This window comes from Stappia sp. ABD4_338 (genome assembly GCF_056312175.1).
In genome coordinates, this window is sequence record NZ_CM149982.1 from 1,305,225 (window position 1) to 1,324,711 (window position 19,487).

Below are 19,487 nucleotides of genomic sequence, written 5' to 3' on the forward strand. Positions count from 1 at the left end.
CGGACATGACGAAAGTCCTGACATGACACGACCTTCCGGAGGCCGGGGCAAGCGAGGCCCTGCTTCCGGAAGGTTTTTGCGTTCTGTCGGTCCCTCCGGAACCACTGGCGCGGGAGAAGGACGCTCTTTCCGCGAGCCCGTTTTCACTTGCGCGGAAGGGTGGGGGCCAGCAGGATCCGCTCCGTGTTCTCCAATACACTTCCAGCACGGCGGGGCCGATGAGCGATAGCGGGTCGATACTCCTGGTCAGGGCGAGCGGGTTCGGTCCGCTCCCCTCGGTCTTTGAGCAGCGAGCCGGCGAACGGGCGCTCTGGCGGGTTTTCGAGAAGGCGGGGCTTCCCGTTGACGTCATCGGGGCGCCGCACACCCCGGTTCCCCTTCCGGCCATGATCAGCCTTTTCGAGCGATGCGGACACGAACTCGGCGACCGGACCTTCGGTCTCGAGATCGGATTCGAGATGCAGAAGGCGTGGGGCTACGGCCTGTGGGGGCGCTATGGCGCCACGGCCGACACGCTGGGCAAGGCGATCCGGCGCTACAACCTGACCTTCTGGGCCCATGCCTCCGATGGCAGGCTGGAGCTTGTCGAAGGCGAGAAGGCCACGCTCTGGCGCCACGTCAAACGGCAGCCCGGACAGTCGGCCGTACAGCACATCGATCACCTGATCGGCCCGATGATCATCATCGCCAGGCTGTTTCTCGGGCCGGGCTGGCTGCCGGAGTGGGTCGAGGTTCCCTACCAGCGCGACAGCGACGCCCATCTGATGGAAGACAGGCTGCAGGTCCCCGTCCGCTTCGGCTGCAAGGGGACAGGGATCGCGTTCAAACCCGGCGATCTCGACATCCGTAAGGCGGGGAACGCGGCGGAAACCTCCAGGATCATCACGCTGAGGGAGGTGACTGCGGACAATGCCCTTTCCCGCGCGCCGGAGCCGGCACGCGCCATGTCGGCGATCGCCGCGCTCCGTCTGCTCGACGGACGGACGGACATCGAGGGCGCGGCGCGGATGGCCGGCCTCAGCGTGCGGAGCCTGCAACGGCAGCTTCTGGAAAAGGGCTATTCCTACCGCGAGATCGTGACCATCGCCCGAAACGAGCGGGCGGTGAGCCTCCTGCGTGAAACCAGCCTCCCCATCATGGAGATTGCACTGCTGCTCGGTTACGAGGATCATGCGAGCTTCACGAGGGCCTTCCGCCGCTGGATGGGGTGTTCTCCCCTGGAGTTCAGGCGTTTCCGCCAGCCGGTCGTGTTGGCGTGAAATGCAAAGCAGGTGGAGCGTCTTCTTTCCTAAGTCTACTGGACGCTGGAATCCCGGAGTCGGGTCGGGCAAACGGACGGGCGGCACGAGCCCGGGACGTTCCGATCCAGAGGAGGCGCCATCACGATGCGTTTCGGCGATCCATCGAATGTCTGCGAAACATGAGGACCTGCAAATGGAAACGCTGTCCGGGCGGCTGAAGAAGATGGTGACGCCGCGCATCCTGTTGGCCGGGCTCGGCTTTGCCGCCGGTCTCCAGGCGGTGCCCGCGTTTGCGGCGGATCCCTCGTCGTCCGTTGCCGTTGTCCCCCTGGAGGCGGACGCCCTGCCGTCCCCGTGGAGTTTCGAGGTCGCGCCCTATTTCTGGGCCGCAGGCATGTCGGGCAAGGTCGCGTCCTTCGGAGCCCCGCCCGTCGATGTCGACATGGGCTTTTCCGATATCCTGAACGATCTCCAGTTCTCGGCCATGATCGCGGCGGAAGTGCGCAACGGCCCCTTCAGCCTCACCACGGACTTCTTCTACCTGAAGCTGGGCACGGACGAGACCACGCCGCGCGGTGTGCTGGCGTCGAGTGTCGCGCTCGATTCGTCCACGATGTCCGCGACCGCGCTTGCCGGTTACGCGATCCTGGAGCGTGACAACATGCGGCTGGATGCGGTCCTTGGCGGTCGCGTCTGGTCGGTCGAAAACACGCTCAGCTACAATGGCGGCGCCCTTGCCGGCCGGTCCTTCAAGGATTCGGAGACATGGATCGATGCCATGGGCGGCCTCAAGGGGCGTTTTAACGTCACCGACCGGATCTATCTCACCGGCACGGCCATAGCCGGCGGCGGCTCGTCGAATTTCGGCTGGGACGTCATGGGAGGCGTCGGCTACGAGTTCTCCCAACACGTCTCGGCGGTTGCCGGCTATCGTGCGCTCGGGGTCGACTACAAGAACGGCGCCTTCGACTTCGACGTCACCGTCAAGGGCCCGATCGCAGGTGTTTCCTTCAAGTTCTAGGGCTGTTTTCGGTTCCGGGACGTTTTTCGGTGGCGGCGGGGAAAGTCGCGCGGACCCGACAAGGCGTGACGGCGTGCGATGAGGGCGCAAAGCCGTCGCTCTCGCCCCGATCCCCGCACTCCCCCCTTGCGGGGAGGGCCAAGACCCACTACCCACTCAGTCACGCGTTCAAGACAGGCCCGATGCCGGATTTTCGCGCGCGTGCGCGAGGGTTCGCAAGAGCGGGCGACAGGCAGGACTGAAACGGCATGAGCATCGTCGACACCCGCACCCCCGATCCGAAATCCTTCATCAAGGGCGCGACGGGCGATTGGGAAATCGTGATCGGCATGGAGGTCCATGCCCAGGTCACGTCGAACTCCAAGCTGTTTTCCGGCGCCTCGACCGAGTTCGGCAAGGACCCGAACGACAACGTCAGCCTCGTCGACGCGGCCATGCCGGGCATGCTGCCGGTCATCAACGAGGAATGCGTCAAGCAGGCGATCCGCACCGGCCTCGGCCTGAAGGCGCAGATCAACCTCAAGTCCGTCTTCGACCGGAAGAACTATTTCTACCCCGACCTGCCGCAGGGCTATCAGATCTCCCAGTTCAAGCAGCCGATCGTCGGCGAGGGCGAGATCATCCTCGACATGGCCGAGGGGCGGCAGGTGACCGTTGGCGTCGAGCGCCTGCACCTGGAACAGGACGCGGGCAAGTCGCTTCACGACCAGCATCCCACCATGTCCTTCGTCGACCTCAACCGGTCGGGCGTGGCGCTGATGGAGATCGTCTCCAAGCCGGACCTGCGTTCGTCCGACGAGGCCAAGGCCTATCTCACCAAGCTGCGCACCATCCTGCGCTACCTGGGCACCTGCGACGGCAACATGGACCAGGGCTCCATGCGCGCCGACGTCAACGTCTCGGTGCGCGCGCCGGGAGGGGCCTTCGGCACCCGCTGCGAGATCAAGAACGTCAACTCGATCCGCTTCGTCGGCCAGGCCATCGAATATGAGGCACGCCGCCAGATCGGCATTCTGGAAGACGGCGGCAGCATCGACCAGGAGACGCGCCTGTTCGATCCGGTCAAGGGCGAAACACGCTCCATGCGCTCCAAGGAAGAGGCGCATGACTACCGCTATTTCCCGGATCCGGACCTTTTGCCGCTCGAGTTCGACCAGGCCTATGTGGACGCGCTCGCCGAGCATCTGCCCGAACTGCCGGACGAGAAGAAAGCGCGTTTCGTCAGCGACTTCGGCCTCACGCCCTATGATGCGGACATTCTGGTCGTCGAGCGCGCCTCGGCCGACTTCTTCGAGAAGGTGGCCAGGGGGCGCGATGCAAAGCTCTCCGCCAACTGGGTCATCAACGAGCTGTTCGGCCGGTTGAACAAGGAAGGCTTCGACCTCTCTGAAAGCCCGGTTTCCGCCGATCAGCTCGGTGGCCTGGTGGACCTGTTGAAGGACGGCACGATCTCGGGCAAGATCGCCAAGGACCTGTTCGAGATCCTGTGGACCGAGGGCGGCGATCCGGCAGAGATCGTCGAGACGCGCGGCATGAAGCAGGTGACCGACCTCGGCGCCATCGAGGCGGAAGTCGACAAGATCATTGCCGCCAACCCGGACAAGGTCGAGCAGGCGCGCGCCAAGCCGGGCCTCGTCGGCTGGTTCGTCGGCCAGGTGATGAAGGCCACCGGCGGCAAGGCCAACCCGCAGGCCGTCAACGACCTGCTCAAGGCCAAGATCGGCATCGAGTAGGACGGCGCCAGGGGCATTCCCCCGGTCCGCCGCCCGGTCCCGCGCAGAGGGCGAAGGGCCCCGGGCGGGCGGACGGGAGTCTTGCGGAAACCACGACCGCAAGATCCGCTTGTCTCCCGAAATTTTGCAGTGCAATATGTATCAGGATGGCGGGAGCGCATTTCGCCTGCCATCCAATTGCCGTGATTGCCCCGGATTTTCTCAAACATCTTGGTGAGATAGCCCTGCATGCGTGAATTCGCGCAAGGGCTGACGCGCGTGTGGGCGGGTGCCTTCATGCTGCGCCAGCACAGGGGTCGGAATGCCGGCCCGCGCTTGTACCGCTGCAGGATCTTGCGAAGCGAGCAGCGAGGCGGTCCGCCTCACTGCAAGCGTCTTCGCGGTGTCTCGTCCTCGATGCCGAAAACCGTTTCCGAGGTGCCAGCAGCCAACATGCCGATGATCGACAAACGCAGCTTTCTGACTTCCAGCGCCGGTTTTCTCTCCCTGCTTCTGGGGAGTGCAGCCTTTCCCGCCTTCGCCCAGCAGGCCCAGGCGCCCGCCGACGCCCAGGAAGCGGCGGAAGCGCCGTCCGCGCCGGCCGGTATTCCCTTCGACTGGGAGGCGCTTGTCGCCCGGATGAAGGCGAAGGCCGAAACGCCCTATGTGGACAATGTGGCTGACCTTCCCGAGGTCGTGGCCGGGCTCGACTACGACGCCCACCGCTCCATCCGCTATCGTCCCGATCATGCCGTGTGGAAGGAGGAGAACCGCAACTTCGAGCTCCAGGCGTTCTATCCCGGCTGGGTCTTCGACCACACGGTGCAGATTCTCGAGATCGTCGACGGGCAGGCCAGGCCCATGGGCTTTTCAGCCGATGACTTCGAATACCGCGCGCCGCTCGATCCCACGATCTTCGAGGCGCTCGCCTTTCCCGGCGCCTCCGGCTTCCGCCTGCATTACCCGCTCAACCGCAACGACTATCGCGACGAGCTGATCACCTTCCTCGGATCGAGCTATTTCCGCGCGCTGGGACGGGGCAACGTCTACGGCCTGTCGGCGCGCGGGCTCGCGGTCGACACCGCCGCCGGCTCGGCGGAGGAGTTCCCGCGCTTCACGCGGTTCTACATCGAGCGGCCTGAGCGGGACGCGCGCCAGATCCGCTTCTATGCGGAGCTTGAAAGCCCGCGCGTCACGGGCGCCTACGCCTTCACCATTCTGCCCGGTGTCGAGACGCTCATCGACGTTGAGGCCGCGATCTTCCTGCGTGGCGACGTCTCGCGGCTGGGGCTCGCGCCGCTCACCTCGATGTATCTGTTCGGCGAGAACGACCGCACGGGCTTCGACGATTTCCGCCCCGAGGTGCATGACAACGACGGTCTCGCCATCCTGCGCGCCAGCGGCGAACGCGTGTGGCGGCCGTTGTCCAACCCCTCCCAGCTTCAGCTTTCCGTCTTTGGCGAGACCAACCCGCGCGGCTTCGGACTGTTGCAGCGCGACCGGGTGCCGGATCACTACCTCGACACGGAAGCGCGCTACGAGCGCCGTCCCTCCGTGTGGGTGGAGCCGGTGGGCGACTGGGGGCCGGGGTCCGTATTCCTGGCCGAGATCCCGTCCGACTCGGAGGCCAACGACAATGTCGTCGCCTTCTGGATGCCGGAAAACGGCCTGACGGCGGGCTCCGAGCACCGTCTTCGCTATCGCATGACCTGGGCGCTGGACGTGGAAGGCGACGTGCCGCTGGCGCATGTGCTGCGCACCCGTACCGGCAAGGGCGGCGTCGCGGCGGTGGAAAGCGACGACGACGTTCGCAAGTTCCTGGTCGACTTCACCGGCGGTCCTCTTCAGGGGCTCGGCGAGGAGGCCGCGATGGACGTCGCGCTCAACGTCGGCAACGGGGAAGTGGTGCACAAGATTCTTTCCAAGATGCCGGGGAACGATTTGTGGCGGTTGATCGTTGATGTGAGGCGGAGCGACGCCAGCAAGCCCGTCGAGCTCTCCGCCGCCCTCGTTCGCGACGGCAAGACCTTGTCCGAGACCTGGACGTACCAATGGGGACACGCACGATGATCTCAGACGCCCGTCAGGGACACGAAATCGCGCAGGCCGAGCCGGCCGCGATGCTCCGGACCTTTTTCGACGACCTGCGCCGGGACCTCGGCCGGTACGATCTCGACGACGCGACGCTGGAGAGCGCGGTCGCCGAGGTGGCCGGGCATCCGAACGTCACGGGTGACGGGGCGGGGGACAAGGCCCTGGTCGAGCGGATGAACGCGGGGCGGATCGACGCCGCGCTTCGCCGCCGGCTCGCGGAGAACCTGTGCCTGCCGGCGCCGCGCGCGCCGATGACCATGCCGGTGCAGACGCTGGAGCGCGCACGCCCCTCCCTCCTGCCCAGGCTGGCCGGCCTGCGCCTTCTCGCCCGCCGTCGCCGCATTGGCGAGAGGTGAGGGCGGTACGCCGACCCTGCCCCATGCCCTGACGGGGGCGTCCCAGATCACCGGAGTGCCGCCGGATGGAACCGGGTGTTTCGAAGTCCTCCCTCAAAGAGAGCGTCTCCGTCGGCCTGCGCCGGACCGGGGCCATTCTTCTGACCCTCGGCCTCACCGTGGCCGCCGCGTCCATGTTCGGTTCGGTGGCGGTCGCGGACGGTTTCGACTGGGTCGACGTGGTGCGTGTGTCGCTCGTTTCGTTCTGCGCGCTGTGGCTGTCGTGGGGCGCGTGCATCGGCATTCTCGGGCTGATCTTTCCCAATGAAAGCGTTCCGGCGCGCGACGGGCATCCCGACGGGCGCACGGCGATCGTGATCCCGGTCTACAACGAGGCGGCGGATGCGGTGTTCGCCCGCCTTCACGCCATGTACCGCGCGCTCGACGACGCGGGCGTGCTGGATTGCTTCGACTTTCACGTGCTGTCGGATTCGACCCGCGAGGAGGCGGCGGCCGCGGAAAAGCGGCTCCATCGCCAGGCCGTGAGCGAGCTTGGCGCGGGTGGACGGCTGTTCTACCGCCACCGGTCGCCGAACACGGGACGCAAGGCCGGCAACATCGCCGATTTCATCCGCACCAGCGGCGGTGCGTACGAGTACATGCTGGTGCTCGACGCCGACAGCCTGATGAGTGCCGAGACCATCGTGGAGATGGTGCGGCGCATGGAGGCCGTGCCCGATCTCGGGCTGCTGCAGACCGTGCCGCGTATCATCGGGCGCAAGACGCTCTTCGGCCGCATGATCCAGTTTTCGGCGAATTTCTATTCGCCGGTCTTCTCGCGCGGCGTCGCGGCGCTGCAGGGACGGCAGGGGCCGTTCTGGGGCCACAACGCGCTCATTCGCACGCGCGCATTCGCCGCGACCTGCGGCCTGCCGGCGCTCAAGGGCAAGCCGCCCTTCGGTGGACAGATCCTGTCCCATGACACGGTGGAGGCGGCGATGCTGGCGCGCGGCGGCTGGCGGGTGCGCCTCGACGCCGACCTCGACGGCTCCTACGAGGAGGCGCCGGCCAATCTGGTGGAATATGCCAAGCGGGACCGTCGCTGGTGCCAGGGCAACCTGCAGCACGCGCGCGTCGTCATGGCGCCCGGCCTGCCGTTCTGGAGCCGCATCAACCTGCTGCAGGGAATCATGGCCTATCTGGCATCGCCCGTGTGGCTGCTGTTCCTGACGGCGAGTGTCGTTGCGCCTCTGTTCGCGCCCACGCCGGTCTATTTCATCTCCGGATCCCTGTTCCCCCGCTTCCCGCATCCCGAAACGGAAAAGGGACTGGCGCTGCTCTTCGGCGTCGTGGGACTGCTGATCCTGCCCAAGGCGCTGCTGCTCCTGCGCTCGATCCTCACCCGTGGCGCGGCGGACTATGGGGGCGCCGCGCGCGCGTCGCTTTCGGCACTTTATGAGCTTCTGCTCGCGTCGCTGATGGCGCCGATCCACATGATGTTCCAGAGCCGCTCCGTGTTTCAGGTGCTCTCGGGGGCCGATTTCGGCTGGCCGTCGAGCGACCGGGAGGACGGATCGCTCGACTGGATGACGAGCCTGCGCTCAAGCTGGTGGATGACGGTCTTCGGCGTGGCGACGCTGGTCTTCGCCTACTATTACGCCTTCGGGCTGATGGCGTGGCTGCTGCCCGTCACGTTGCCGCTGGTGCTCGCGCCCCTCGTCGTGTGGTGGACGGCGGCCCCGGCTGCCGGCGCGCGCGCGCGGCGCAACGGGCTTCTGCTCACCCCGCAGGAGCTGAAGGATGAGCCGGTGATCGCCGCCGCGACATGCGCGCTTGGCGTCTACCGCTCCGGCGAAACGGACGACGACCGGCCGCGCAGCGCCGCCGCCTGACACTGCTCTCCAGACCCGGGTCGCCGAAACCTCTTGCCTGCCCAACGATCGGGCAGGCTGGCGCGAATCCCGTCTTTTTCCGCAAGGGGATGGCGCGCACGCGCGCCTTCGGGCGCGAAAATGTTTCCCTGTCACAACTGGCATGGCCCCTGCATCGCCTCTCCCGACATGACGTGACGCCGCGTGCCGACCGCACGGCGGGGTCGCCGCATCCGGGGGGCGTGCGCAGTGGACTTGCGGTTCTTCGAGATCTATCGCAGCACGGAGTATCTGCTCCTGCTGCTCGAGGGGGCCGCCGTCAGTGGCGCGCTCACGATCACGGGCGGGATCGCGGGCTTCCTCCTCGCCGGGGTCATCGCGGCGACGCGCTACTACCGGGTGCCGGTCCTCGCTCCGCTTGCCGCCGTCTACGTGGAGTTCATCCGCAACACGCCCCTCATCGTGCAGATGTTCTTCGTCGCCTTCGGCCTGCCGCTGCTGCTTGGCTACCAATGGCCGTTCTGGGCCCATGCGCTCCTGGCGCTGACGCTGAACTTCTCCGCCTATTTCGCCGAGATCCTGCGGGCGGGGCTCGCTGCCATCTCCGCCGGACAGGAGGAGGCCGCCGCCGCGCTGGGCCTTCCGAAGTGGCTCGGTTTCACCCGGATCCTGTTCCCGCAGGCCGTGGCGTCCATGTTCCCCTCGCTCAACAGCCAGTTCATCTTCCTGTTCCTGACGACGGGTGTGATCTCGGAAATCGGCGTGCCCGACCTGACATGGGCCGGGCTCTACATCGACAGCCGCAGTTTCCGCTCGTTCGAGGTCTTCTTCACGCTGACGGTGATCTATGTCGCCATGTCGCTGATGTTCAAGACGCTGCTGGCCCTCGCCCACGACCGCCTGTTCAAGTGGAAGGCCACGCGATGAAAGACCTGTTCGTCGACCTTCTCGGCAAGCCTTTCGGCATCGTCGTCTTCCAGCTACTCGAGGCGGCGCAGTTCACCGTCTACCTGTCGCTGATCGCCTTCGTGGGGGGCGGGGCGCTCGGCCTGATGGTGACGGCGGGACGGGTTTCGCCGCCGCGCGTCGCGCGCAGCGTCTGCGCGGCCTACATATGGCTGTTCCAGTCCGTGCCGCTCCTCATGCTCCTGTTCCTGTTCGGCCTCGGCATTCCACGGCTTTTCGCCGTGACCGTCGACCCCTGGCACGCGGCGACCGTGGCGCTCACGCTCTATGCCAGCGCCTATCTCTCCGAGGTCTGGCGCGGCGCGATCATGGCGGTGCCGCAGGGCCAGGTGGAAGGGGGCAAGGCGCTCGGCCTGCACCTTGGCCAGATCATGCTCCTGATCGTGCTGCCGCAGGCGTTCCGTCTCGCCATCGCGCCGACGGTCGGTTTCATGGTGCAGATCATCAAGGGCACCTCGCTCGCCTACATCATCGGCTTCCACGATCTCATGGCGATCGGACGGCGCTGGGCGAACGCTCCGGTGCCGGGCACCCAGCCGTTCCTCATCTATCCGCTGATGGCGATGATCTATTTCGCCCTCTGCTTTCCCCTGTCGGTCTGGTCGAGACGCCTGGAAAAGCGTCTCGGCTCTCCGAAGACGAAGGGCGGGGCCTCGGCCGCCGCCTGATCCTTTCCAACCGAACGCAAGGGAGTGCCCGCAATGCTGAAGAAACTCGCCGGACTGGCCGGAGTGGCGGTTGCCGCCACGATGATGCTGGCGTCGCCGGCCGCGGCCGAACTGAAGGACATCCTCGCCGCCGGCAAGATCCGGATCGGCACGCCCGAGAACTTCCCGCCCTTCGGATCGCTGGGGGCCGAGGGCGAATACGAGGGATACGACATCGACGTGGCGAACATGATCGCCGAGGACTTGGGGGTCGAGCTGGAGCTGGTCCCGGTAACCTCCAAGCAGCGCATTCCCTTCCTCGAGACCGACCGGGTGGATCTCGTCGTGGCGACGCTGGGCGCCAATCCGGAGCGGGCGAAGTCGATCTGGTTCTCCAGCGCCTACGCGCCCTTCTTCTCCGGCGCCTTCGGCAAGCCGGGCGTGGAGGTCTCCTCCATCGCCGACCTGGCGGGCAAGAAGGTCGCCGTCACCAGCGGCACGCTTGAGGACCTCGCCATCACGGCCGACGCGCCGGAGGACGCCGAACTCATCCGCTTTGGCGACAATGCCGCGACCATCGCCGCCTATGTCTCGGGCCAGGCCGACGTCATCGTCACCGGCAACATGATCGCGCTCGGGATCTCCAAGGAGAACCCGGACTTCAAGCTGGAAAACAAGTTCATCATCGCCAACTCACCCTCCTTCATCGGCGTGAAGACCGGCAACATCGACCTGCTGCAGTGGGTCAACGTCTTCGTGTTGCACAAGAAGCTGAACGGCAAGCTGGACGGGCTGTCGAGGAAGTGGCTCGAGACGCCGCTTCCCCCGCTTCCCGCACTGTAAGGGAGCCCTTCGCTTTCGCCGGACGCGCGGCGTATTTCCGCGCGTCCGGCCTCCTTCGCGAAGCGTTGTCATCATGCCGTTACGCGAAAGTCTTACCCGGCTCAGCAGACCAGATCCCAACGAGTCGGGAGTGACGAGATGCTTTCTGCGAGCAAGGCCCGGGGACGCGGCGCGCTGATTGGCGAAGCCGTGCACCAGAACAAGGCTCTGTCCGGGGAGGGCGTGCTCGAGCGGCTCTTCACCTGGGCCTTCAAGGGACTTGTCTACCCGCAGATCTGGGAAGATCCCGAGATCGACATGGAAGCGCTCGAGATCGAGCCGCACCACCGGATCGTCGCCATCGCCTCCGGCGGCTGCAACATCCTCTCCTACCTGACGGCCAATCCGCGCGAGATCACCGCCGTCGACCTCAACCGTGCCCATGTGGCGCTCACCCGGCTGAAGCTGACGGCGGCGCGCAGCCTGCCCGATCACGCCGCCTTCTACCGCTTCTTCGGCAAGGCCGACGAAAAGGCCAATGTCGCCGCCTACAACCGCTTTCTGCGCGACCAGCTCGACGAGGAAAGCCGCACCTACTGGGAGAAGCGCGACATCACGGGACGCAAGCGCATCACGCTGTTCGCCCGCGATCTCTATCACCACGGGCTGCTCGGCTATTTCATAGGCGCCGGGCATCTCGTCGCCCGTGTCTACGGCATCGATCCCCGGGACATGCTGCGCGCGCGCTCCATGGAGGAGCAGCGGAGCTACTTCGACAAGGCGCTGGCGCCGCTCTTCGACAAGCGCATGGTGCGCTGGGCCACCTCCAAGCGCGTGTCGCTCTACGGGCTCGGCATCCCGCCGGCGCAATACGAGGTGCTTGCCGGGGGCGGATCCATGGCCACGGTGCTGCGCGAGCGGCTGGAGCGGCTCGCCTGCGGCTTCCCGCTGTCGGAGAACTATTTCGCCTGGCAGGCGTTCGGGCGCGGCTACGCCAGCGACGAGGCCGGGCCGCTGCCGCCCTACCTTCGCGCGGAGCATTTCGACACGGTGCGCACGCGCGCCGAGCGGGTGAACGTGCTCAATCGCTCCTTCACCGACCATCTGGCGAGCCTGCCGGAAAACACCGTCGACCGCTATGTGCTGCTGGATGCGCAGGACTGGATGAACGACGAGGTGCTCAACGCCCTGTGGCGCGAGATCACCCGGACGGCGCGCCCCGGCGCACGGGTCGTTTTCCGCACCGCCGCCGAGCCGAGCCTTCTGCCGGGGCGGGTCGCGCCCGAGACGCTGGCCAGGTGGACCTATGACGCGGAACGCTCGCGCGCGCTCGGCCACAGGGACCGCTCGTCGATCTATGGCGGCTTCCACATCTACGAGCGTCCCGCCTCATGAGCGGGGCGGGGGAGCACGGATCGGCGGAAGGGTCCGATACCGGCGACCTGATGGACGCCATCTACCGCTGGCAGCGACCGATCTACGACGCGACCCGGAAATACTATCTGCTTGGCCGCGACCGGCTTGTCCGCGAGCTCGATCCGCCGGCCGGCGGCACGGTTCTGGAGCTTGGATGCGGGACCGCGCGCAACCTGATCCTGGCGGCGCGGCGGCATCCGGAGGCCCGCTTTCTCGGCATCGACATTTCCTCGCAGATGCTGGGCGAGGCGGAACGCAGCGTCGCACGGGCGGGACTTGCCGACCGCATCCGCCTTGCGCGCGCCGACGCCAGCGACTTCGACCTCCAGGCGCTGTTCGGCCAGCCGGCGGTGGAGCGCGTGTTTCTGTCCTACGCGCTCTCCATGATCCCGCCCTGGCGCGAGGCAATTGCCGCCGGTGTCGCGGCGCTGGGCCCGGAAGGGCGGCTTTCCGTGGTCGATTTCGGGCAGATGGAGCGCTATCCGGGCATCCTGCGCGCGCCGTTTCGCGCCTGGCTTGCCGCCTTTCACGTGGAGCCCCGGGCAGGGTTCGACGAGGCGCTGGCGGCGGCGGCGGCCGCGCGCGGGCTTGCCGCGACCACGCGCAGGGTCTATGGCGGCTATGCCATCCAGGGCGTGATCGCACCCGCCGGTCCTCGTTGAGGCGCGGGCACGCCTTTCCGCACAGAACAAGTCGCGAGGTGTCTTCCGTGTCGCAGGACGAAACGTCTTCCGCTTCCGCCCTCCCTTCGTCCCCGCATGGCGACGGTCTCGTGATCGAGCCGGCGGTCGAGGCGGATGTTGCGGCCTGCGTTGGTCTGATGAGCGCCAATGCGGTCGGGGCCAGGGTCGGGCAGGAGGCCGGGGATCTCGCGCCCTATATGGATGCCTTCGCGCGGATGCGCGAGGGCGGGCGCACGGTGCTGCATGTGGCGCGGCTGCCGGGCATGGGGCCGGGCGAGATCGTCGGCATGTTCGAACTCACCGTCCTGGACGGGCTCTCCTTCTCGGGCCGGCCGCGTGCGCAGGTGGAAAGCGTGCACGTGGATCCGTCCATGCGCAGCCGGGGCCTCGGCGCGCGCATGATGGCGTTCGCAGAGGAGCGGGCACGGGAGAGGGGTTGCGTGCTGATGCAGCTTGCCTCCAACGCGCAGCGCACGCGCGCCCACGCCTTCTACGAGCGGCTCGGATATGAGCCCTCGCATCTTGGTTTCAAGCGGATGCTGTGACCGCGGGCGGCGAGCGCGCCGGTGCTCAGCGGGCGCGCTTCCAGGTCTCGCCCTTGCAGATGAGCCCGCCGAGAACGCAGCCTTCCAGCTTGAGCGCGTTGTCGTTCACCAGCGTCATGACGCCGGTGTAGGTCTTGCCGTCCTCGGCGTTGTAGACCTTGCCCTTCCACGATTTGGCGCCGTTTGGCTTCATGCCCAGGACCGTGCGCGTGCCGACCAGCGAGCGCGAGCGCTTCGCGGGATCGGGGTTCTTCGTGTCCTTGCGCGGCTCGCGCAGCCAGACCAGCTTTCCACACAGGGCGCCGCCGCAGGGCGCGATGCGGATCTTGGAGCTGCCGCTCGGGCGAACCCATTCCCCGGTCGCATCCGCCGCCAGCGCCTGGGGCGCCGCCATCCCGGCGATAAACGTAAACGCCAGAGCCGCCGAAGCGCCCCGGACCACTTGCAGAAAGCGGGTGCCGCCGATTGTCATGAGGACCTCCTCCCGATCACGCGGGAATGTCTTGTGCATTCCCTTTACGTAAACGGAGGGTAGCGGAACGCTCCGGGCCTTGCCAGAGGATTTTCGCCGCGCGGGAGGTGCCGTCTCCCGGTGGCCGCGACGGCAGGCCGCGAGGCAAACGGCGGCCGCTTTTCCGCGCCTCTTTTCGTCAGGGTGAACGCTTTCTTTCGCGCATTTCCGGCCTTTGAGGAAAAGGCCCATGAATTTCCACGTCTTTTCGGAGATTCGAGGTGAACGGATGATGAAGTTTACACTTCGTATTCAAGTCGTTTTCGCCCTGTTAAGCCTGCTTTTTAAGACGTCGTTGAAGGGGCGGGGGCACACTCGAAGGTGAAGATTGACCCGGAAGACATCCCGGACCTTCGCAACTCAAGAACTCCGGCAGAAGGCCGGAGGCCAATGATGAGACAAGGAGTGTGACATGGCTCGTTTGGATCTTGGAGCTCCCGATCTTGCCGCGATGGGCGGCCAGACGGTGACGGCGGACATCCTGCTGCAGATGGGGCTGGACTGCGCCAGCGGACGCGGTGGCACGGCGGACCTGGTGGCCGCGCACAAGTGGTTCAACATCGCCGCCTCCAAGGGCTGTGGCGACGCGGTGCGCTACCGCCGCGAGATCGCCGAGGAACTGAGCGCCTCGGAGATCGCCGAAGCCCAGCGTGCGGCTCGTGAGTGGCTGACGCTGCATTGAGGCCGGACACAGGCGTCTCGCGCTCGTCCGCCAGGGGCAGGGGCCCGACTGCCGCGCGCCCGGATGGCGCGACCGTAGCCGCGATGCCGCATGCATCGCCCTTTCTCCCGGGCAAACCCGCCCGGGCACGCCGGAACCGCCCCGACGCGTGATCGCCCGAGCCGCGGGCATCCCGCGCCGTGGCCGCATCTTTTCTTTCTCTCTCCCTGCATCACCCGTCCGCGCGTCAGCGCGCCCGGGCAAGCGCCGCGGCCATGCGCGCGAAGGGCCGTTCGCCGACGGGCACGAGCCATGTCGCGCTGAGCGTGACCACGGGCGCCATGGCGATGGCGAAACACACCCCCTGCTTGAGTTCGTCGGAAAACCACGGCGCCTCGTACTGCGGGGTCGTGGACCACGCCTGGCGGATTGCCTCGCTCTCCATGTTGACGATGTTCGTGAAGGCGGTCGTCGGGTCGTTCGCGTCCTTGCGGAACGAGATCGCGATGGACGACAGCGCCACCAGCTCGTCATGGGTGAAGGGCAGGGCGGCGTTGCGGATCTCCACCGGAGGATGCTCCTGCCGGCGCATGATGCAGTAGACCGACTGGCCGCCGCAGGTCGGATCGCGGTCCGGCAGGGTCAGCGCATAGGGCTGGTTGGTGGCGGTCGTCTCCCAGTTCGGCGAGACGGTGATGCCGAAATCGCCGCGATTGTCCTGGCGCGGATCGCCCTCGAGCAGGAAGAGGGTGGAGGAAAGCACCCGTGAGCCGAGTTTTTCGATGACGCCCCTGAGTGCCGCCGCATTGGTTCTGGCGGTGTCGTTGTCGGGCGGATTGGCGCCCTGCGCGGCGATCTGCAGGTTTGTGCAGCCGCGCTCGACAAGCACCTGGAAGAAACTCTCGATGCAGGGCGCGCTGTCCAGATGGGCGAGGGCGACGAATGTGTCGCCGTCCGCGTGCGTGCCCAGGATCGCGACGATGATGCAGGAGGTGGCGCTGTCGGAATACAGCGTGAGGCGCGAGCCGAGCCCGGGCAGCCCGGTGATGAGATAGTTGCCCTGGTCCACGAAGCGGAACGTGCCGTCGGGAAGCGGCTCGGCCGGATTGTCCGTGCGTGTGACGGCGAGTTTGGGGAGCGTGCCGGTGCCTGCGGTGTTCATGGCTGGATCCTTCCCTGCTCAGGTCTTGAAGGGTTTGAGCGGATTGGTGCGGGGATTGCCGTTGATCTGGTAGTCGAGCGCGGGTGCCCCTCCGGCGGGGACGGAAAACAGCGCCGTCGCCTGCGTGCGGAACTCCTCGCCGGGCCATGCCGTCTCCCGGCAGATGGAAAGCTCCGTCGGGCCGTAATACTGGTCGCCCAGCACGGTGAGGATGCCGTTGCGGGTCGGGTCCTGCTGAAGGATCGTTTCCGCGCGCTGCAGGCGCAGGTAGGTGGAGTGGTTGGCGGCGTAGGCGATCGCCTCGGGCTGGATGCGGAAGGCGTTGGTGGAGGCGAAGTGTCCGTCCGTGCGCACGATGCGGCGCACCGGCTCATGGGCGTTGGGGCCGGGCATGTATTCCAGGAAAATCGAGACGGGCACGCTCTGCGCCGTGTCCGCGAAGCCGGTGAACATGGCGATGTCGGGCGCGGGAAAGGCGCCCGCGCCACCCATGGAGGTGTAGAAGGCAGAGAGATGGTCGGCCGCGTCGCTCGCCGTGGTGCAGGCGGCGATGCTCTTCTCGTAGGCCTCGAAAAGCGCGTCCGTCTGGGCGTCGGTGACGTAGTAGTTGGCCGAGGTGGTGTAGGCGTCGGCGGCCACGAAGGCGACGCCGGAACTGTTGACCCCTGCCCAGATCCGCCCCTGTCCGCTGCCGCGCGTCAGCGCGATATAGCTCTGCACCCCGTTGGTGCCCATCCGGACGGCGGGCTCGTTGAAGCTCGTCGTCGGGATGAGGTCGCACTGCTTGAAGGTGTGGATCGCCCCGGGCTCGAACACCACGCCGATCGTGCACATGCTCTTCCCTCCCTGCGGACCGCCTGCCGGTTTTGTTTCCGTAGGGGCAAGGGGAGGGTATTCAACTCATGAAGTCAATTCGGTCAAATGACAAGTATGGGTTGATCTCGCGGTCGCCGGCGCGTGATGGCGGGTGGAGATTCGGCAAGGGCAGGTGGAGCTAAACCGGCGCATCGACCAGGCGCTCACGCGGGGTGGGGGGAGGGGGAACCGGGGCGGGGTGAACGCCTGAGAGCCGACATGAAAGAGCCCGGCGCGAGGGATCGCGCCGGGTGAGGGGAGACGGCAGTGAGTTTGTGCGGCAAGCTCAAGTGGGAATGATTACATATACTATAAAGTAATACATTCAGAATGCGACATAAATTCAACAGACGATACACGTTACGAATAGATTATCTCTCTCAGATCGCGCGAGAATAAATAGTAGAAGTCCGCTAAATTTTTGAGGAACTTTAGGTCTCCGGAGCCAATCTTATGCCGCTCGGTACTGAGGGCGATTGACCTGTCGGTCTCGAACTGAGGATGGTAAGCGGAGTCCCTTCGACGCGATCAGGAGCTCGGTTCCTCTTCGTTTGGTTTCAACAGAGTAGTTGATATCGAACTCATACTGCCTCCGGTCACGATATAGGCGGGTAATCGCGGGGGCGTTGTCATATGTTACCACCCACGGACTCTCAAGAGAGAGAATTTCCCGCGCCAATACTGCATGGTCTTGAGGGTCATAAAAGCTCGTGTAAAGTTTCTGTCCCTTTGCGTAATATGGAGGGTCAACGCAGAAAAAAGTCCTGCTTGATAGCTTGGCGGATTTTTCCCTAATGAATGCAAGGGCATCACGCCTAGAAAGGTGTATTCTACTCCTATACTTCGATATCCGTCTAACCCGACGCTCAAGGTCTTCGCGATTAAATCGGCAGTCTAACTTGTAGGGTCCGCTCTGATCCAAGCCTCCTATGACGCCGGCAGCCTTGATGATCCCTGATCGATTGGTGCGATTTAGGTAGAACGTTGCAAAGCCGAGAGAAACAGGGTCGTTCTCATCCATCGCCAAATGAATTGCGCGTTGAGCCCGCCATTCTTCGATGCTGAGTGGTGTCTTGCGAATGCGATACGTGAAGTCGTCTGAATGTTCTAGGACGGCGTGCCAAAAAGCCCAGATCGACGCATCCACATCATTGAGATGAATATCACTGACGTGTCCGCCATATAGCAGAGCAAGCGCTAGCCCTCCGCCACCCGCATATGGCTCGGCGTAATGCTGTCTCTCCAAGCGGTTTTTCCTCAATATCTCTGATATGAGCGGATAGAGGCACGTCTTTCCGCCTGGGTATCGGAGTGGTGAGGTTGCACGTGCCATGATCGAACCACCTTTTCGCCTTTTAATTCAAATCGATGATACCAAAGGTGTTTTTTTTCGGCCAGCGCAAATCGCATTAGCGTTGAGATTTAGCATCCTCAATCATTTGGACAATCAAAACTCCGAGCGCTTCCATGTCATTGGCTAGCTGGTCACCGTTGAACGATGCAGACGTGTCGTGGTGCTTGGTTGTATTTCCGTAGTGCAGAATACGTTCGACTGCATCCCTTAGTGTTTTTATGTTTTCTCTCGGACCAAGCCCGTAGCTATCAAGTCGTACGTTGCTCAGGAATGATAAGAAATCAGTTTTTGGTTCTTTGCCAATCTTCGCCGTCAGTGTCTCGAAGAATGACCAGACCCCGACAGCGAGAAGTGGGGTGTTTTCCTGAAGAGGAATGCTGCATAGAGATCTGTACAAGTTGTCCAGCTTCCAATTGCGAAGGGCCTTCAGGCCGTCCGCAATATCCGAGTTCCAAGGTATCTTTTGCGGCCGACGTACTTTGCCTGGACGACCACGTCGACGTACTTTTTTAGGCTCTTCTTCTTGCAATAGCGGCTCAGCTTCAACTCTCTGATGTGATTGACCCTGTAGAGAACTGAGTTCACGTGCGTAGTTCTCTATTGTTTCTTTGTTCTGGCGAGACGTCACCCTTGGTGGGCTGTCAAGCATGTCAGCAATGAAGCGCTTGGCAAGAAGAGTGACATCGTCTTCTGTTCGGTTGCGATTGATGTTATCTGGATCGCTAGCGTCGATGCCCATCGTCTCGCGCATCACCGGGTTGCCCAAATACCGCTGAACGGTGGTTAAGCGCCTTTGGCGATCGACGGATGAGATCAATTGTTCTTTTTCGGCCCAATCCAAAAAACCTAGTGCAACCCGGTTGCGGGACCCGGTACCGCTGTGACGCGACTTCTGATCGGCGCTCCAAGGCTTAAGGCCAACGCCTGAGGAGGGGCCGTGATGGTGCCTTTTCAGCCAAAGATCGAGGTCATCCATATCTTCGAAGATTACACAGGGAACCTCAGCAATCGGAGTCCAAGTCGCAGCCTGCTTTTCGAAAAAGGCCTTTTTTTCTGGTGGTGCAAGATCTGGGTCGGTCAGGAGCTTGAGAGCGCATAGTCGACGGTTTCCTTCTGCGACGATGTATGTCGCATCGGCCCCCTTCGCGTCATTGTCTTTTGTTACGCCGAACCGATAGAGCGGGCTCAATCCGTGTTGCGCAATGTCGCGGGCGAGCTGTGGAACCTCTTCATTCGCGCAAAGCCATGCGATTGCTTGCTCCTGAGTATCCACCGGCTCGTGTCTTGGGTTCTCTAGATTCAGGAAAACGCGATCTAGCGGAACAATACGCTCGGTTCGTTTTGAGTTTGCCATGAGCCCCATCCCTTGCAACCTGAGAGGGAAATACAAGTGCAGAGAATCCGAAAGCGCAAGTGGAAAAGTTTTCATGCCGCGCCGTCCGACGTGATCGATCCAGTGGTGGGGCATCTCGGATTGAGGCAGTGGGCATAGACCCCCGTGCCGTTGGGATAGCGAGAGGGCATGGGGTGCTGTTCCGTCGTGGCGCGGGTGGCGCTCATGGGCGAACGTTACGTGAACAGAATTGTTTGG

The 19,487-nt window shown here is 64.5% G+C and carries 18 protein-coding genes; 13 read left to right on the forward strand and 5 right to left on the reverse strand.

Translation table 11 applies throughout. The annotated features are described in order from the left end of the window. Positions 1 to 218 precede the first annotated feature (218 nt). The 12 genes from ACYX4S_RS06035 (at position 219) to ACYX4S_RS06090 (ending at position 13,353) form a co-directional block, all read left to right on the forward strand. The gene (locus ACYX4S_RS06035) at positions 219 to 1,259 is read left to right on the forward strand and encodes an AraC family transcriptional regulator (protein ID WP_293718398.1); all 1,041 of its coding nucleotides are present in this window, start codon (positions 219 to 221) and stop codon (positions 1,257 to 1,259) included. A gap of 148 nt (positions 1,260 to 1,407) precedes the next feature. Further along, positions 1,408 to 2,262, forward strand: coding sequence for a porin family protein (locus tag ACYX4S_RS06040; protein ID WP_293718400.1), 855 nt, complete (start codon positions 1,408 to 1,410; stop codon positions 2,260 to 2,262). 248 nt (positions 2,263 to 2,510) lie between these two features. After that, positions 2,511 to 3,995, forward strand: coding sequence for an Asp-tRNA(Asn)/Glu-tRNA(Gln) amidotransferase subunit GatB (gene gatB, locus ACYX4S_RS06045; RefSeq protein ID WP_476362235.1), 1,485 nt, complete (start codon positions 2,511 to 2,513; stop codon positions 3,993 to 3,995). 396 nt (positions 3,996 to 4,391) lie between these two features. Continuing rightward, positions 4,392 to 6,044, forward strand: coding sequence for an OpgD/OpgG family glucan biosynthesis protein (locus ACYX4S_RS06050; protein ID WP_476362236.1), 1,653 nt, complete (start codon positions 4,392 to 4,394; stop codon positions 6,042 to 6,044). Further along, on the forward strand, positions 6,041 to 6,424 hold the full coding sequence (locus tag ACYX4S_RS06055; RefSeq protein ID WP_476362237.1) for a hypothetical protein: 384 nt from the start codon (positions 6,041 to 6,043) through the stop codon (positions 6,422 to 6,424). The genes ACYX4S_RS06050 and ACYX4S_RS06055 overlap by 4 nt, the downstream gene beginning before the upstream one ends. Positions 6,425 to 6,489: 65 nt before the next feature. Beyond that, positions 6,490 to 8,295, forward strand: a complete 1,806-nt coding sequence (gene mdoH, locus ACYX4S_RS06060; protein WP_476362238.1) for a glucans biosynthesis glucosyltransferase MdoH — start codon at positions 6,490 to 6,492, stop codon at positions 8,293 to 8,295. A 228-nt stretch (positions 8,296 to 8,523) separates the two neighbouring features. Further along, entirely contained in the window at positions 8,524 to 9,201 is a 678-nt protein-coding gene (locus ACYX4S_RS06065; protein WP_293718408.1) for an amino acid ABC transporter permease, read from the forward strand. Next, on the forward strand, positions 9,198 to 9,908 hold the full coding sequence (locus tag ACYX4S_RS06070; protein ID WP_476362239.1) for an amino acid ABC transporter permease: 711 nt from the start codon (positions 9,198 to 9,200) through the stop codon (positions 9,906 to 9,908). Before ACYX4S_RS06065 ends, ACYX4S_RS06070 begins: the two co-directional genes overlap by 4 nt. Positions 9,909 to 9,941: 33 nt before the next feature. Next, complete coding sequence (locus ACYX4S_RS06075) at positions 9,942 to 10,730, forward strand: transporter substrate-binding domain-containing protein (protein ID WP_293718412.1); 789 nt, start codon at positions 9,942 to 9,944, stop codon at positions 10,728 to 10,730. 138 nt (positions 10,731 to 10,868) lie between these two features. Next, positions 10,869 to 12,104, forward strand: a complete 1,236-nt coding sequence (locus ACYX4S_RS06080; RefSeq protein WP_422069076.1) for a BtaA family protein — start codon at positions 10,869 to 10,871, stop codon at positions 12,102 to 12,104. Continuing rightward, a complete protein-coding gene (locus tag ACYX4S_RS06085; protein WP_476362240.1) occupies positions 12,101 to 12,787 on the forward strand; it encodes a class I SAM-dependent methyltransferase in 687 nt (228 codons plus the stop codon). The genes ACYX4S_RS06080 and ACYX4S_RS06085 overlap by 4 nt, the downstream gene beginning before the upstream one ends. Positions 12,788 to 12,834: 47 nt before the next feature. After that, positions 12,835 to 13,353, forward strand: a complete 519-nt coding sequence (locus ACYX4S_RS06090; RefSeq protein ID WP_476362241.1) for a GNAT family N-acetyltransferase — start codon at positions 12,835 to 12,837, stop codon at positions 13,351 to 13,353. A gap of 25 nt (positions 13,354 to 13,378) precedes the next feature. On the opposite strand, the gene ACYX4S_RS06095 is transcribed toward ACYX4S_RS06090, so the two are convergent. Beyond that, on the reverse strand, positions 13,379 to 13,825 hold the full coding sequence (locus ACYX4S_RS06095; protein WP_476362242.1) for a DUF2147 domain-containing protein: 447 nt from the start codon (positions 13,823 to 13,825) through the stop codon (positions 13,379 to 13,381). 451 nt (positions 13,826 to 14,276) lie between these two features. On the opposite strand from ACYX4S_RS06095, the gene ACYX4S_RS06100 reads away from it, so the two are divergent. After that, positions 14,277 to 14,546, forward strand: coding sequence for a hypothetical protein (locus tag ACYX4S_RS06100; protein WP_422069072.1), 270 nt, complete (start codon positions 14,277 to 14,279; stop codon positions 14,544 to 14,546). Between the two features lie 226 nt (positions 14,547 to 14,772). Here ACYX4S_RS06100 and ACYX4S_RS06105 read toward each other — a convergent pair whose 3' ends face one another. From ACYX4S_RS06105 to ACYX4S_RS06120, 4 genes are all read right to left on the reverse strand, one after another. Continuing rightward, positions 14,773 to 15,687: a hypothetical protein gene (locus ACYX4S_RS06105; protein ID WP_476362243.1), complete on the reverse strand. Its 915-nt coding sequence runs from the start codon at positions 15,685 to 15,687 to the stop codon at positions 14,773 to 14,775. Between the two features lie 18 nt (positions 15,688 to 15,705). After that, a complete protein-coding gene (locus ACYX4S_RS06110; protein ID WP_476362244.1) occupies positions 15,706 to 16,521 on the reverse strand; it encodes a hypothetical protein in 816 nt (271 codons plus the stop codon). 472 nt (positions 16,522 to 16,993) lie between these two features. Beyond that, positions 16,994 to 17,875, reverse strand: coding sequence for a DNA adenine methylase (locus tag ACYX4S_RS06115; protein ID WP_476362245.1), 882 nt, complete (start codon positions 17,873 to 17,875; stop codon positions 16,994 to 16,996). A 76-nt stretch (positions 17,876 to 17,951) separates the two neighbouring features. Beyond that, positions 17,952 to 19,325: a hypothetical protein gene (locus ACYX4S_RS06120; RefSeq protein ID WP_476362246.1), complete on the reverse strand. Its 1,374-nt coding sequence runs from the start codon at positions 19,323 to 19,325 to the stop codon at positions 17,952 to 17,954. Positions 19,326 to 19,487 lie beyond the last annotated feature (162 nt).

Excerpts from the sequence above, each read along its gene's own strand:
- ACYX4S_RS06035 (WP_293718398.1), top strand. The coding sequence starts at position 219 with ATGAGCGATAGCGGGTCGATACTCCTGGTCAGGGCGAGCGGGTTCGGT.
- ACYX4S_RS06040 (WP_293718400.1), top strand. The coding sequence starts at position 1,408 with ATGTCTGCGAAACATGAGGACCTGCAAATGGAAACGCTGTCCGGGCGG.
- gatB (WP_476362235.1), top strand. The coding sequence starts at position 2,511 with ATGAGCATCGTCGACACCCGCACCCCCGATCCGAAATCCTTCATCAAG.
- ACYX4S_RS06050 (WP_476362236.1), top strand. The coding sequence starts at position 4,392 with ATGCCGAAAACCGTTTCCGAGGTGCCAGCAGCCAACATGCCGATGATC.
- ACYX4S_RS06055 (WP_476362237.1), top strand. The coding sequence starts at position 6,041 with ATGATCTCAGACGCCCGTCAGGGACACGAAATCGCGCAGGCCGAGCCG.
- mdoH (WP_476362238.1), top strand. The coding sequence starts at position 6,490 with ATGGAACCGGGTGTTTCGAAGTCCTCCCTCAAAGAGAGCGTCTCCGTC.
- ACYX4S_RS06070 (WP_476362239.1), top strand. The coding sequence starts at position 9,198 with ATGAAAGACCTGTTCGTCGACCTTCTCGGCAAGCCTTTCGGCATCGTC.
- ACYX4S_RS06075 (WP_293718412.1), top strand. The coding sequence starts at position 9,942 with ATGCTGAAGAAACTCGCCGGACTGGCCGGAGTGGCGGTTGCCGCCACG.
- ACYX4S_RS06080 (WP_422069076.1), top strand. The coding sequence starts at position 10,869 with ATGCTTTCTGCGAGCAAGGCCCGGGGACGCGGCGCGCTGATTGGCGAA.
- ACYX4S_RS06085 (WP_476362240.1), top strand. The coding sequence starts at position 12,101 with ATGAGCGGGGCGGGGGAGCACGGATCGGCGGAAGGGTCCGATACCGGC.
- ACYX4S_RS06095 (WP_476362242.1), bottom strand. The coding sequence starts at position 13,825 with ATGACAATCGGCGGCACCCGCTTTCTGCAAGTGGTCCGGGGCGCTTCG.
- ACYX4S_RS06100 (WP_422069072.1), top strand. The coding sequence starts at position 14,277 with ATGGCTCGTTTGGATCTTGGAGCTCCCGATCTTGCCGCGATGGGCGGC.
- ACYX4S_RS06105 (WP_476362243.1), bottom strand. The coding sequence starts at position 15,687 with ATGAACACCGCAGGCACCGGCACGCTCCCCAAACTCGCCGTCACACGC.
- ACYX4S_RS06110 (WP_476362244.1), bottom strand. The coding sequence starts at position 16,521 with ATGTGCACGATCGGCGTGGTGTTCGAGCCCGGGGCGATCCACACCTTC.
- ACYX4S_RS06115 (WP_476362245.1), bottom strand. The coding sequence starts at position 17,875 with ATGGCACGTGCAACCTCACCACTCCGATACCCAGGCGGAAAGACGTGC.
- ACYX4S_RS06120 (WP_476362246.1), bottom strand. The coding sequence starts at position 19,325 with ATGAAAACTTTTCCACTTGCGCTTTCGGATTCTCTGCACTTGTATTTC.